Annotated in this window: 15 protein-coding genes; 8 read left to right on the forward strand and 7 right to left on the reverse strand. The window is 63.6% G+C overall.

Annotation, left to right across the window (positions count from 1 at the left end; translation table 11 throughout):
- Positions 1 to 6: 6 nt before the first annotated feature.
- Positions 7 to 402 carry an STAS/SEC14 domain-containing protein gene (locus EJ067_RS28950; protein WP_126088560.1) on the reverse strand — a complete coding sequence of 132 codons (396 nt, stop codon included), beginning with the start codon at positions 400 to 402 and terminating at the stop codon, positions 7 to 9.
- A gap of 113 nt (positions 403 to 515) precedes the next feature.
- Between EJ067_RS28950 and EJ067_RS28955 the strand changes: the two genes are divergently transcribed.
- The 4 genes from EJ067_RS28955 (at position 516) to EJ067_RS28970 (ending at position 6402) form a co-directional block, all read left to right on the forward strand.
- The gene (locus EJ067_RS28955) at positions 516 to 1256 is read left to right on the forward strand and encodes a pyridoxine 5'-phosphate synthase (RefSeq protein ID WP_126088561.1); all 741 of its coding nucleotides are present in this window, start codon (positions 516 to 518) and stop codon (positions 1254 to 1256) included.
- Positions 1257 to 1345: 89 nt separating this feature from the next.
- On the forward strand, positions 1346 to 3259 hold the full coding sequence (locus tag EJ067_RS28960) for a potassium transporter Kup (protein ID WP_126088562.1): 1914 nt from the start codon (positions 1346 to 1348) through the stop codon (positions 3257 to 3259).
- Positions 3260 to 3408: 149 nt separating this feature from the next.
- Positions 3409 to 5325: a potassium transporter Kup gene (locus tag EJ067_RS28965; protein ID WP_126088563.1), complete on the forward strand. Its 1917-nt coding sequence runs from the start codon at positions 3409 to 3411 to the stop codon at positions 5323 to 5325.
- Between the two features lie 36 nt (positions 5326 to 5361).
- Entirely contained in the window at positions 5362 to 6402 is a 1041-nt protein-coding gene (locus EJ067_RS28970; RefSeq protein ID WP_126088564.1) for an aldehyde reductase, read from the forward strand.
- Positions 6403 to 6437: 35 nt separating this feature from the next.
- Here EJ067_RS28970 and EJ067_RS28975 read toward each other — a convergent pair whose 3' ends face one another.
- Positions 6438 to 7331, reverse strand: coding sequence for an SDR family oxidoreductase (locus tag EJ067_RS28975; RefSeq protein WP_126088565.1), 894 nt, complete (start codon positions 7329 to 7331; stop codon positions 6438 to 6440).
- 168 nt (positions 7332 to 7499) lie between these two features.
- Between EJ067_RS28975 and EJ067_RS28980 the strand changes: the two genes are divergently transcribed.
- Complete coding sequence (locus tag EJ067_RS28980; protein ID WP_126088566.1) at positions 7500 to 7910, forward strand: helix-turn-helix domain-containing protein; 411 nt, start codon at positions 7500 to 7502, stop codon at positions 7908 to 7910.
- 89 nt (positions 7911 to 7999) lie between these two features.
- On the opposite strand, the gene EJ067_RS28985 is transcribed toward EJ067_RS28980, so the two are convergent.
- Together EJ067_RS28985 and EJ067_RS28990 are read right to left on the reverse strand one after the other, a co-directional pair.
- Positions 8000 to 8719 carry a glutathione S-transferase family protein gene (locus EJ067_RS28985; RefSeq protein WP_189510161.1) on the reverse strand — a complete coding sequence of 240 codons (720 nt, stop codon included), beginning with the start codon at positions 8717 to 8719 and terminating at the stop codon, positions 8000 to 8002.
- A gap of 1 nt (position 8720) precedes the next feature.
- Positions 8721 to 9026 carry a Rieske (2Fe-2S) protein gene (locus tag EJ067_RS28990; protein WP_126088568.1) on the reverse strand — a complete coding sequence of 102 codons (306 nt, stop codon included), beginning with the start codon at positions 9024 to 9026 and terminating at the stop codon, positions 8721 to 8723.
- A 96-nt stretch (positions 9027 to 9122) separates the two neighbouring features.
- On the opposite strand from EJ067_RS28990, the gene EJ067_RS28995 reads away from it, so the two are divergent.
- Positions 9123 to 9578: a helix-turn-helix domain-containing protein gene (locus EJ067_RS28995; RefSeq protein WP_126088569.1), complete on the forward strand. Its 456-nt coding sequence runs from the start codon at positions 9123 to 9125 to the stop codon at positions 9576 to 9578.
- Between the two features lie 22 nt (positions 9579 to 9600).
- On the opposite strand, the gene EJ067_RS29000 is transcribed toward EJ067_RS28995, so the two are convergent.
- On the reverse strand, positions 9601 to 10032 hold the full coding sequence (locus EJ067_RS29000; protein WP_189510828.1) for a DUF1772 domain-containing protein: 432 nt from the start codon (positions 10030 to 10032) through the stop codon (positions 9601 to 9603).
- Positions 10033 to 10160: 128 nt separating this feature from the next.
- Between EJ067_RS29000 and EJ067_RS29005 the strand changes: the two genes are divergently transcribed.
- On the forward strand, positions 10161 to 10838 hold the full coding sequence (locus tag EJ067_RS29005; RefSeq protein WP_126088571.1) for a TetR/AcrR family transcriptional regulator: 678 nt from the start codon (positions 10161 to 10163) through the stop codon (positions 10836 to 10838).
- A gap of 129 nt (positions 10839 to 10967) precedes the next feature.
- Entirely contained in the window at positions 10968 to 11987 is a 1020-nt protein-coding gene (ilvC, locus tag EJ067_RS29010; RefSeq protein WP_126088572.1) for a ketol-acid reductoisomerase, read from the forward strand.
- Between the two features lie 189 nt (positions 11988 to 12176).
- Here ilvC and EJ067_RS29015 read toward each other — a convergent pair whose 3' ends face one another.
- Positions 12177 to 12461 (reverse strand): PilZ domain-containing protein, encoded by a 285-nt coding sequence (locus tag EJ067_RS29015; protein WP_126088573.1) that lies wholly within the window; start codon positions 12459 to 12461, stop codon positions 12177 to 12179.
- A gap of 271 nt (positions 12462 to 12732) precedes the next feature.
- Positions 12733 to 13329: a BA14K family protein gene (locus EJ067_RS29020; RefSeq protein ID WP_126088574.1), complete on the reverse strand. Its 597-nt coding sequence runs from the start codon at positions 13327 to 13329 to the stop codon at positions 12733 to 12735.
- Between the last annotated feature and the right edge of the window lie 89 nt (positions 13330 to 13418).

Raw genomic sequence — 13418 nt, forward strand, 5'->3', positions numbered from 1 at the left:
TGGCCATCAGGTCGGCCTTGCGCCAAGCCACTGCCAGGCGGCTTCCTCGTCGTCGACATCGAAGCGTCTGAATTCGAAAGGCAGCGTTTTCGGGAAGACGCCGGCGACGAGAGAGGCCCAATCCGGCTCGCCGATGGCCGCGCAGCGCACGACATGTTCCATCGCGCCCGCCACGCCCTGCTTGAGCGTGTCTTGTGCAATATTAGCCCAGTCCACGCTTTCCTCGTCGGTCAGCCTGACCAGCACGTCGATCCTCGGATGCAGCGCGTAGGCGGCCTCCAGCAGGCCGAACAGGTTTTCCGCATCGGCCGGCGAGACATCGCCGACGACGTCGATGGCGAAAAGCGCGTCGCGGTTAGTATCGAGGCGGCGTATCGCCGGCACGGCTTCCAGGAATTTCACAGGCAAATCCTTGTGTTGGCCACGATCCGGTCCTCTGGAACACCGGAAACCCTCTATCTGTTCCCTGCAAAGGCGCTATAGATGCGCGCCAAAACCAAGCTGGATGCCAATTCATGCCCGCAAAACTTTCGGTCAACCTCAACGCCGTCGCCATGCTGCGCAACCGCCGCGACCTGCCGTGGCCGAGCGTTACGGGGCTCGGGCGCATCGCGCTTGCCGCCGGCGCGCATGGGCTGACGGTCCATCCGCGTCCCGACGAGCGGCATACCAGACATTCCGACCTGCCTGAGATCAGGGCGCTGATCGACGATGAGTTCCCCAAGGCGGAATTCAACATCGAAGGCTATCCGACCGAGGATTTCCTGGCGCTGGTCGAGAAGAACCAGCCGGAGCAGGTGACGCTGGTGCCCGACGACCCGGCGCAGGCGACGTCGGATCACGGCTGGAACTTCGTCGCGCAGACGGCGTTCCTGACACCGATCGTCAAGCGGCTGAAGAAGGGCGGTTTCCGGGTGTCGCTATTTTCCGACGCCGATCCGGCCGGCGTGAATGCCGCGCGCGATACCGGCGCCGACCGGATCGAACTCTATACCGGGCCCTATGGCGGTTACCATTCCGATTCAGCCAAGGCGGCCAAGGAATTGGAAAGGCTGGGAAAAACCGCGGATGCGGCACTCGCGGCGGGGCTCGAGGTCAATGCCGGCCACGATCTGACCGTGGCCAACCTGCCGGCCTTGGCCAAGCGCATCCCGGCATTGGCCGAAGTATCGATCGGACATGGGTTGACAGCGGATGCGCTGGAGTATGGCATGGCCGGCACGGTGGGACGGTTCTTGAAGGCCTGCGGGTGGTAAGGGCGCCTTGCGGCGGCTCCCAGGCTATCTGGTGAGCCCCGTGCTTTGCGGCGGCGCGGGAGCGTGGCGAATTCGATGAAATGGGGTTCATGGTGCTAGCCAACGCCAGCGAAACAGAATCCCTCGAACGTTCGGGTCATGCCGAAGCCGAGCGCCAGCACAACACCAAGGTTCTCATGCTTGGCGCGCTCGGCGTCGTCTACGGCGATATCGGCACGAGCCCGATCTATGCCTTCCGTGAGGCGCTGCACGCTTCGTCGAGTTCGGTTGCTCGCCATGACGTGCTTGGCGTGCTGTCGCTGATCGTCTGGGCGCTCACCATCATCGTCACGATCAAATATGTCGCCTTCGTGCTGAGGGCCGACAACAAGGGCGAGGGCGGCACGCTGTCGCTGATGGCGCTGGCGCGCAGCGCCTATCCGCAGGGATCCGGCCTCATCCTGGCGATCGGTCTTTGCGGTGCGGCCCTGTTCTTCGGCGATTCGATCATCACGCCCGCAATCTCCGTGCTTTCGGCGGTTGAAGGCCTGGAAGTCGTCACGCCGGCGCTCGATGCCTATGTGGTTCCGATCACGCTTGTGATCCTGGCGGTGCTTTTCGCCGTGCAGCGTTTCGGCACGGGCAAGGTGGCGGCAGTGTTTGGACCCATCACGGCGACATGGTTCGTGGCGATCGGCGTTGCCGGCCTCTATCATATCGTCGACGACTGGTCCGTGCTGCTGGCGATCAACCCCTATTACGCGGTCTACTATCTGGCCACGACGCCGACGGGCGCCTTCGTCACCGTCGGCGCGGTGTTCCTGGCGGTCACCGGCGCCGAGGCGCTCTATGTCGACCTTGGTCATTTCGGCCGCAAGCCGATCGTGCTGGCATGGTTCTCGGTGGTCTTCCCTTGCCTGCTGCTGAACTATTTCGGGCAGGGTGCCTTCGTGCTCTCCCATGGCGGCAAGCCGACGAATCCATTCTTCCAGATGCTGCCCGAATGGGCGCTGATGCCGATGGTCGCACTGGCAACGGCCGCGACGGTCATCGCCAGCCAGGCGGTGATCTCCGGCGCCTTCTCGCTGACGAGGCAGGCGGTGCAGCTCAGTCTTTTGCCCCGCATCGAGGTGCAGCACACATCCGAGATGCAGAGCGGCCAGATCTATATGCCCAGGGTCAATTTGCTGGTCGCGCTCGGCGTGATGCTTCTGGTCGTCGGCTTCGGCAGCTCGAGCGCGCTGGCCGCCGCCTACGGCATTTCGGTGACCGGCGAGATGCTGATGACGACAGTGCTGCTGTTTGTCGTCATGCGTTGGCTCTGGAAGTGGCAGCTGGCTGTTGCCGTCGCGCTGGCGCTGCTCTTCGGCGTCATCGACCTCGGCTTCTTCTCGGCCAATGTCGTCAAGATCGTCGAGGGCGGCTGGGTGTCGATCACGGTGGCCTCGATCATGGGGCTGATCATGTGGACCTGGATCCGCGGCAGCCGTTATCTCTTCGACAAGACCCGCCGCAACGAGATCCCGCTCGACTTCCTGGCGGGCAATTTGCTGAAAAAGAAACCGCAGCTGGTATCCGGCACCGCGGTGTTCCTGACCAGCGATCCGCTGAGCGCGCCGACTGCACTGATGCACAGTCTCAAGCACTACAAGGTGCTGCACGAAAAGAACGTCATCCTGTCGGTGGTGACGGCGCCGCAGCCGGTGGTGTCCGACAGCGAGCGCGTGAAGCTGGAGACGGTCAACGAGCTGTTCATGCGCGTGTCGCTGACCTTCGGTTACATGGAGCAGCCGAACATCCCGCGCGCTTTGGCGATCTGCCGCAAGCAGGGCTGGAAGTTCGACATCATGACGACGTCCTTCTTCCTGTCGCGGCGCTCGCTGAAGGCCTCTCCCAATTCAGGCATGCCGGTCTGGCAGGACCGGCTGTTCATCGGCCTCGCGCGCACCGCGGCGGACGCGACGGAGTACTTCCAGATCCCCACGGGGCGCGTGGTCGAAATCGGCACACAGGTCGCGATTTGACCCTTCAAGCCGGCACTTTGCGCGATACATTTGAATGGACCGGTGCAGGCCGAGCCCTGCACCGGCGACATGGGAGCCCTTACGCCAGGGCACTTGATATTGCGCTGCAGCAAGCGTAGAGCACCGCGCATTTTATCGGAGCGTCGTCCATGGCCCTTGCGAATGGTGCTGAGACAGAACCCGTCGATCAGACCGGGCTTCCGGAAATAGAGCAGCACAGCACCAAGGTGCTGATGCTGGGCGCGCTGGGCGTGGTCTATGGCGATATCGGAACCAGCCCGATCTACGCGTTCCGCGAGGCTTTGCACGCTTCGTCCGGCGGCGACGTCGCCAACCGGGCCGATATTCTCGGCGTGCTGTCGCTGATCATCTGGTCGCTCACCATCACGGTCACCGTAAAATACATCATGTTCGTGTTGCGCGCCGACAACCGCGGCGAGGGCGGCGTGCTCTCGCTGATGGCGCTGGCGCGCGGTAGCTTCCCGACGCGCTCGGCAATCATCCTCGGCATCGGCATCATAGGCGCCTCGCTGTTCTTCGGCGATGCGGTGATCACGCCCGCCATCTCGGTGCTTTCGGCGGTCGAAGGTATGGAGGTCGTGACGCCAGCCTTCCAGCCTTACGTGGTGCCGCTGACCTTGCTCGTCCTCGCCATCCTGTTTGCCGTGCAACGGTTCGGCACGGGTGGCGTCGGCCTCGTATTCGGTCCGGTCACCGCGATATGGTTCCTGGCCATCGGCCTTTCCGGCCTTAATCACATCATCGACGACCCCGAGATCCTGTGGGCGATCAGCCCGCATTACATCGTCGCGTTCCTGATCAATTCGCCCGACGTTTCCTTCGTCACTATCGGCGCGGTGTTCCTGGCGGTTACGGGCGCCGAGGCGCTCTATGCCGACCTTGGCCATTTCGGCCGCAAGCCGATCGTGCTGGCGTGGCTGGCGATTGTCTTCCCCTGTCTGTTGCTGAACTACGCCGGACAGGGAGCCTACGTGCTCGCCCAGGGCGGCACGGTCGGCCATCCGTTCTTCGAGATGAACGAGGGCTGGGCTCTCATCCCCATGGTGGTGCTGGCGACAGCGGCGACGGTCATCGCCAGCCAGGCAGTGATCTCCGGCGCGTATTCGCTGACCCGGCAGGCGGTGCAGCTCAACATGCTGCCGCGGCTCGAGATCCTGCACACGTCGGAAAAACAGTCCGGCCAGGTCTACATGCCGCGCGTGAACATGCTGCTGGCGCTTGTGGTGATGCTGCTGGTGGTCGGCTTCGGCGCTTCGAGCAGACTGGCCTCGGCCTACGGCATCTCGGTCACGGGCAACATGCTGGTTACGACGACGCTGCTTTTCGTCGTCATGACGCGCATCTGGAAGTGGAACATCTGGCCGGCCGTCGCGCTGACGGCGGCATTCGCGCTCATCGATATCGGTTTCTTCGCCTCCAATATCGTCAAGGTCTTCGAGGGCGGCTGGTCTTCTCTGGCGGTGGCTTTCGCCATCATCCTCGGCATGTGGACCTGGGTACGCGGCAGCCGTTACCTCTTCGACAAGACCCGCCGCAACGAGATCCCGCTCGACTTCCTGGCGGCAAACCTTCTCAAGAAAAAACCACAGCTGGTGTCGGGCACGGCCGTTTTCCTGACCAGCGATCCGCTGAGCGCACCGACGGCGCTGATGCACAGTCTCAAGCACTACAAGGTGCTGCACGAACAGAACGTCATCCTCTCGGTGGTGACGGCGCCGCAGCCGGTGGTGCCGGACAGCGAGAGGGTGAAGATGGAGACTGTCAACGAGCTGTTCATGCGAGTGACGCTGATCTTCGGCTACATGGAGCAGCCGAACATCCCGCGCGCGCTGGCGATCTGCCGCAAGCAGGGCTGGAAGTTCGACATCATGACGACGTCCTTCTTCCTGTCGCGGCGCTCGCTGAAGGCCTCGCCCAATTCCGGCATGCCGGTCTGGCAGGACCGGCTGTTCATCGGGCTTGCGAAAACGGCGGCGGATGCGACTGAGTATTTCCAAATCCCCACGGGGCGCGTCGTCGAGATCGGCACGCAGGTCGCCATCTGACCAGCTGCATTATGTAGAGGGAAGCGGGAGGCGGGCATGAGCGGCGAATTGGTGCTCGTCACCGGCGGGTCCGGCTTCCTCGGCGCTCACTGCATCCTCGCGCTTCTGAAGGCGGGCTACCGCGTACGCACGACCGTACGCTCCGCCAAACGCGAAGCCGATGTTCTGGCCATGCTGAAGGTCGGCGGCGCCGGGCCGGGCGATGCGCTCTCCTTCGCCCATGCCGATCTCATGGCCGATGCCGGCTGGCGGGAAGCAGTCGCCGGATGCCGCTACGTCCTTCATGTCGCTTCGCCGTTCCCGCCCGGCGTGCCGAAACACGAAGACGAGCTGATCGTTCCTGCGCGCGAAGGGGCACTGCGCGTGCTGCGAGCCGCACGCGATGCGGGCGTCGAACGGGTCGTGCTGACCTCGTCCTTCGCCGCCATTGGCTATGGCCAGACGCCCGTTCCGGGACGTCCGTTCACCGAAGAGAACTGGAGCAACCTGTCGAAAGACGTGAGCGCCTATGTGAAGTCGAAGACGCTTGCCGAGCGGGCCGCGTGGGACTTCGTTGGCCACGAAGGCGGAGCCTTGGAACTGGCAGTCGTCAATCCGGTCGGGATCTTTGGACCTGTGCTCGGCCCGGATCATTCGACCTCGACGGATTTCATCAGGCGGCTGATGGACGGCGAGATGCCGGGGCTGCCGCGCATGGTGTTCGGCGTGGTCGACGCGCGCGACGTGGCGGACCTGCATCTGCGCGCCATGGCCAATCCGGCCGCCAAGGGCGAGCGGTTCCTGGCCGTCAGCGGCGATTTCATGACCATCCTGGAAATCGCGCAGGCGCTGAAAGCCCGGCTGGGCGATAGGGCGTCGCGCATCACGACGCGCGTGCTGCCGGACTGGCTTGTCCGGATCGTCGGGCTGTTCGACGGGCAAGCGGCGCAGATCGTGACGGAACTGGGCAAGGCCCGGAACGCAACCGGCGCCAAGGCCATGCGCATGCTCGGCTGGGCGCCGCGACCGCGCGAGGAGGCGCTTGCTGCGACCGGCGAAAGCCTGATGCGGCTCGGATTGCTCAAAAAGTCGAAATAGCGCGCCCGGTGGAACAGCCGCCGGGCGCGTCGGTTTCAGCCGAGCAGAGCGGCTTTGTTCGCTTCGAGGAACTGCTTCAGCGTCCGCGGCTTGCGACCCGACAACGTCTCGATCGCGTCGGTCACCATGCCGATACGGCCGGAGCGCGTGTTGACGTCGAAGGAGACGACGATGCGAGCAAAATCCTCGGGAAGGCCGGCTGCCTTGACGCCCTCGGTCAGTGCCTGGTCAGGCAATTGGATGACCTCCAGCGGCTTGCCGGTGACTTCGGTTACCAGGGCGGCGATTTCGTCCGTCGTGTAGGCATGCGGACCGGTCAGCGTGTAGATGCGGCTCTCCGTCGAGCGGGAAGCGAGGCTCGCGGCGATCGCGGCGGCCATGTCGTCGCGCGCGCCGTGCGCGATGCGCCCATCGGCGGCCGAGGTGTACCACTTGCCCGATGCAATGGCGTGCGGCAGCGCCATGAACAGGTTCTCCTGATACCAGCCGTTGCGAAAGATGGTGTAGGGAATGCCGCTCGCCTTGATCGCCTCTTCTGTGCCGTAATGGTCGCCGGCAAACAGCACCGGCGAGCCGGGCTCCGGATTCGGCATCGAGGTGTAGAGCAGGTGCGAGACGCCGACCGCCTTGGCGGCGGCCACCGCCGCCTGATGCTGCTTGAGGCGCCGGTCGCTCTTCAGGTCGAGTTCCCCGGTCGAGATGATCAGCACCCGGTCGGCGCCCTTGAACGCCTTTTCCAGCGAGGCCTGGTCGTCGAAATCGGCCGCCCTGACGGTGACGCCCAAAGCCGCCAGATCGGCGAGATTTTCGGGATTGCGCGTGGTGGCGACAATGCTGGCCGGCGCGATCTTCTGTGCGTCGAGCAAGTGGTTGACGACGGCGCGGCCGAGGTGGCCGGAAGCGCCGGTGACGAGGAGGGTTTCGGTCATGGAAGTTCCTTGAAAATTGCCGGTGGGCGGGTGCGGTTATAAGTCTCAAAAAGAGACCAGCGCTAAAATAGGAATTGACCGGAAGCCGTAAAGAAGGCAGTTTTTCGGGAGGTAGGCACAGCGGGGGAACTACCCGGCCGGTCGCCGCTTCGACCAACGGACGTCGCGATGGACAGCAAGATCTTCAATCTGAAATCGAAGCTCGAGGTCTACAAGGCCATGACCGGGGGCGGCAATTTCGCCGATTGCCCGGTTCGCGACGTGATCCAGGGCATCAGCGGCAAATGGAGCTCGCTGCTGGTCATGGCCTTGGCCGAGAAGCCTTACCGGTTCGGGGAGCTGCGCCGCCTTGTGCCCGATATCTCGCAGCGCATGCTGACGCAGACGCTCTACGACCTGCAGCGCGACGGCTATGTGCATCGCGAAGTCTTTCCGACCAAGCCGCCGAGCGTCGAGTACAGCCTCACCGATCTCGGCCGCTCGATGTTCGCGCCGTTGCAGATGCTCATCCAATGGGCCGAACTCAACCATGATGCCGTTCGTGAGGCACGCGCCGCCTTCGATGCCGCGCAGGCCTGAGGTCTGGCGGCTGGTGGTGATAGCGGCAAGAATTGCGCCTGGACCGCAATTCCTCGCCACCATGGTCACTGGCACGATGATCGAGCCGTTCAGGCGGATCGGGCCTGCGGTGCTACAATGGCCTGCAGGCGGATGATCTCGGAAAGATAGGATGCCTTCGCCCGCAGGAAGGCGTGCAGCCGCCGCGGATAGTCGGCGCCGACCGCTTCCTTGACCGATTGCCGCTTGCTCAATTTGTTGCGCCAGGCATGGACGAGAGGCTTTCCGTCCAGGATGCCGAAATCACCGATGCTGTCGAACGTGTCGAAATAGCGGAAGATTGGCCCGTAGACGGCATCGACCAATGAGAAGCGGTCGCCGGCGAACCACGGACCGCTCTGCCTTGCCGACAGCTCGGCCTCCACACGCGCAAACATTTCCGACAAGCCGCTGCTTTCCTTCAAGAACGCGGCCTCATCGGGAGCGGAATAGAAGCGGCCTATCGCATTGAGGATGGCCGAGCCGAATTCGATCCAGGCGCGGTGCCTGGCCCGCATGAGCGGGTCGGCTGGGTGCAACGGAGTGGTCTCTGTCTCCTCCAGGAATTCGAGGATGACGGCCGATTCGAAGATGACTTCCTCCTGGCCGCCTTGTCGGACGCGCAGCAAGGGCACCTTGCCGAGCGGCGAGACGGCCTTGAACCAGTCAGGCTTGTTGGCGAGGTCGACGTTGACCCTCTCGAACGGCACGCCTTTCTCGGCAAGCGCGATCGCCGCACGCTGGACGTAAGGGCAAAGATGATGGCTGACGAGGGTGTGTGCGGCCGTCATCTCACTCTCCCCAGACATAGTTCAGGGCACCGTCCTCGACACGGGACGACAGGAACATCAGGCGCGAGCCCTTCGGTGCCGGGCCTTCGATTCGCTTGCCGCTTTCCATGTCGAACTTGGCGCCGTGCCATTGGCAGACCAAGGCGCCGTCCTTGCAATCGAGCGGTCCGCCGAAACGCAGGCAGGCATTGGCCGCGGCGCGGATGCGCTCGCCGCTGCGCCAGACATGGACCTCGCGGCCGAAGAAAGGCACGAGCAGGCTGCCGGTCCGCGGGACGTCGGCCACCTTGCAGATTTCATGTTTCATCGGAATTCTCCTTGTCGATGCAATTGCATCTATATGGATGCATCTGCATCGACCATCAAGCTTGATGCAATTGCATCTATCGAATAGAATCCCGCCATGACGAAAAAGTTCCCTTCGCCCGAGGCCGTCAAAACCTGGGGCCGCCTGATGCGCGTGTCGCGCCAACTGGTCGAAAAGACCGAGGACGTCCTGAAGGCCGGCGGTCTGCCGCCGCTCGCCTGGTACGATGTGCTGCACGAGCTAGCCGAGGCGGGCGAGGGCGGCTTGCGCCCCTTCGAGCTCATCGATCGCGTCCTGCTGGCGCAGTACAACGTCTCGCGGCTGCTGGCCCGGCTGGAAGCGGACGGCCTGGTGGAAAAGCTGCCCGTCTCGGACGATGGCCGTGGCCAGACCGTGCGCATCACGGCCGCGGGGCGGGAGACGCGCCGGCGCATCTGGGCTGTCTACGGAAAGGCCATATCCGAGCTGATGGGCGACAAGCTCTCTGTCAAGGATCTGGGGCTGCTTTCCGGTTTGCTCGGGCGGCTGCGCGACCCGCCGATCATGGAGTGAAATGCGCCGACCGGCCGGACTTTCAGGGCAGATGCAGTGCCCAAAGAAAAGCAATAGTCGCCAGCGCGCCGAACGCGATACGGACCAGATGCATTTTGCCCCATTTGACGATCATTGATCTTGCCTGCGGATTGTCGACCTCAACCTCCATCGCCTCCAGCAAGCGATTGGTCGGCATCATCACCAGCAACGTCCATGGCCAGGGCAGGATGATCGTCACCGCGCCGGCCAGAAAGCCGGCTATGTCGGTTTGCCACCAGGCAATCAGCCCGAGAACGCAGGCGACTATGGCAATGGAGGCCTGCATGGCGGCGCCGCGCTTGTAGGAAGGCTGCCATTCCCGCAGCAGTGTCTTGTCGTCAAGGCCAAGCCGCGCCGGCTGCTCCGCGACGCTGACATAGACTGCGGCGCCCGTGAAGGCGGCCGCCACAGCCAAGGCAAGCAAACCGGCCAGCATCCCGTCCTCCGGCAAGAGAAGCCATCGACGAAAATAGCGCTTGCATGGCTGCGGGCAATACGGCATAGAGGCCGAACCGTAACGTACGGTACTCTCGCCGCCGTGGTGAGCATTCCGAGGGAAGTGTGTTGCACAGCGTGCCAGACATCGACAGCAGCGAAGCGCTGACCGAACGGCAGCAGGCCGTTCTGGACGCCGCACTTCGCCTGCTGGTCGAGGAGGGCGACAACCTCACCATGACAGCGGTGGCGCGGCGAGCGAGCTGCTCCAAGGAAACGCTCTACAAGTGGTTCGGCGACCGCGACGGGCTGCTCACCGCAACGGTGCAGTGGCAGGCTTCCAAGGTGCGTGTTGCGCCGGTCGACCGCAAGGGTCTCGACCTTGCCTCGTTGACGGCAAGCCTCGAGCGGTTCGCGTCCGACTGGCTGCGGGTGATCTCCAGCGACACGTCCGTCGCGCTGAATCGAGTGGCGGTCGGCCATGCCGGGTCCGGCAAGGATGACCTTGGCGCCATCGTGCTGCAGAATGGGCGCTTCGCGCTCGCCAGACGCCTGAAGCCGGTGCTGGAGGCGGGACGCGAGGCCGGGCTGCTCGACTTCGAGGAAGCCGAGACGGCGTTCAGGACCTTTTTCGGACTGGTCGGCCGCGACGTGCAGATTCGGCTTCTGCTCGGCGACCGGCTGCAATTGACCGAGGCGACGATCGGCGGCGATGCCGCCCGCGCGACGCAGCAGTTTCTCGCTCTCTACGGACCGAAGGCCCAGGGAGCAAACAACCGGCCGCAAGGCCCTGGAGCCGGATGATTTCAGGTCAAGTCGACCTGAAATCTGAATCCGGCTCCAAATCAAAGAGATAGTGCATGATGTCGTCCGAAAACCGCTTCACACTTTTCGGCATCATGCTCTGATCTTCAAAACGGGAAGGAAGACGAAATGCGTGTCTATTACGATCGTGACGCCGATCTCAATCTGATCAAGGGTAAGAAGGTCGCCATCATCGGCTATGGCAGCCAGGGCCGGGCGCATGCGCTCAATCTCAAGGATTCCGGCGTCAAGGAGATCGCCATCGGTCTCAAGGCCGGTTCGGCGACCGCCCAGAAGGTCGAGGCCGACGGGCTCAAGGTGATGAGCGTGGCCGACGCCGCCAAATGGGCCGACCTGATGATGATGGCGACGCCCGACGAATTGCAGGCCGACATCTACAAGAACGAGATCGCGCCGAATATCCGCGACGGCGCCGCGATCGCCTTCGCGCACGGCCTCAACGTGCATTTCGGCCTGATCGAGCCGAAGGCCTCGGTCGACGTCGTCATGATCGCGCCGAAGGGCCCGGGCCACACGGTGCGCGGCGAATACCAGAGGGGCGGCGGCGTGCCCTGCCTGGTCGCCGTCAACCAGGATGCCTCGGGCAACGCGCTCGATCTCGCGCTCTCCTACGCCTGCGGCGTCGGCGGCGGCCGCTCGGGCATCATCGAGACCAACTTCCGCGAGGAATGCGAGACCGACCTGTTCGGCGAGCAGGTGGTGCTGTGCGGCGGCCTGGTCGAGCTGATCCGCGCCGGCTTCGAGACGCTGGTGGAAGCCGGTTACGCCCCGGAAATGGCCTATTTCGAGTGCCTCCACGAGGTCAAGCTGATCGTCGACCTGATCTATGAGGGCGGCATCGCCAACATGAACTACTCGATCTCGAACACCGCCGAGTGGGGCGAATATGTCTCGGGCCCGCGCATCATCACCGCCGACACCAAGGCCGAGATGAAGCGCATCCTGAAGGACATCCAGACCGGCAAGTTCACCTCGGAATGGATGCAGGAATACCGCGCCGGACTGTCGCGCTTCAAGGGCATCCGCCGCATGAACGACGGTCACCAGATCGAGGAAGTCGGTGCGAAGCTCCGCGCCATGATGCCGTGGATCGCCAAGAACAAGCTGGTCGACAAGGCCAAGAACTAGGAAGCCTGCGCCAATTCTACCCTACCGGCCATCTGCCGCAGGTTTCTGCGCTTCCGGTGCTCACGGACTTCAAGTCCGCTCCGCTCCGGTTCTCGAAACCAGCACCAGCTGACTCGGCAGGGCGAATTGTCATCAGACTTCCCGCGTGAACGTCAAAGCCGGCGGAGCGATCCGCCGGCTTTTCCGTGTTCAGCCGTAATGCCAGCGCGGCTTCCGCTCTGTGCCGGTGAACTCGACGCCGATGCGGTCCTCGCGGCGCCAGCGGACGACCGCCTTGTAGGCGATGCCGTCGGTCGCCACGTAAAGCAGGAATTCGTCGGGCACACGCGCCTCGACCGGCACCTTCAGCTCGGCGCCGCCCGGATGCATGTTGCGCACCGTGCACGCGACCTCGGAATTGTTGATGCCGGTCAGGATCGCCGCGCCTTTCAGCACGCGTTGCCTGCGCTTGCCTCTCAGTTCGTCCTCGGTCATGGCAGGCAAATCCTAGCGCGTTTCACCGTTTCACGGAAACGGCGAAACGCCCTATCTCCTTGTTTTTACGCAATTCCGGACGGAAAACCGCTCACACTTTTCCTGGAATTGCTCTAGCAAATCGCGACACGGCGATCGTCGTGTTGGGGGCACCGGCACCAAGGATAGCCGCCCCCGCTGAATTTAAGGTTATCGCCCCGCAGGCGAACGCTTTTGCCGAAAAAGAAACGGCGCCGCGATGGGCGCCGCCTCTTTCTTGCTGCCCACACGCTCAGATATAGGGCGATATGCACTGCCGGCGCGGGCCGTAGTTGGGCTGGAACGTGTTGTCCCAGGCCCGGTAGGACCGATAGCGGTCGTAGCACCATTGGACATGGGCTCTGGAAAGCCGTTCGGTCCGGTAGATGCGCCGCGGCTGATAGTAGCGCGGATAGGGATCGTAATAGTAGGGATCGTAGTAATTGCCGTAGGCCAGGCTGCCCAGGCCCAAGCCGAGGCCGAGGCCCAGAATGGCCGCGTCGCTATCACTGAAATGCCGATGATGGCGATGACGCCGCCAGCGCCAGTCGCCATCGCCGCCATCCCAGTTGCGGGAGAAATGGCGGCTGCGGAAGTTATCGCCGCGCCATCTGGAGTCGCGGCCGCGCCACTCGCCGCCGCGCCGCCAGCGCCAGTCATACATCTGCGGCGAGTTGTTGTTGCCGCCGGCCCATTCGTCACGGACCGGGATGATTTGCGGCGCGGTCGCATTGGTCGCGGTCGAAAGATCGGGCTGCAGGATCGGGCCGGCAATCGACGGCACCGCCAAGCCCGCAAGGAGACCCAAGGTCACCAGCCCGGATCCGAGGGAAGACAAGAGCGGTTTCATTTCACTCTCCAAGGAGTAAGGCCCCACGCCCAGAATACCCCGGGAATGGGCCTATTGATGGGACTTTCCGTCTGAACGGAGGATGAACG

Source organism: Mesorhizobium sp. M1D.F.Ca.ET.043.01.1.1 (genome assembly GCF_003952385.1).
Taxonomy (GTDB): Bacteria; Pseudomonadota; Alphaproteobacteria; order Rhizobiales; family Rhizobiaceae; genus Mesorhizobium.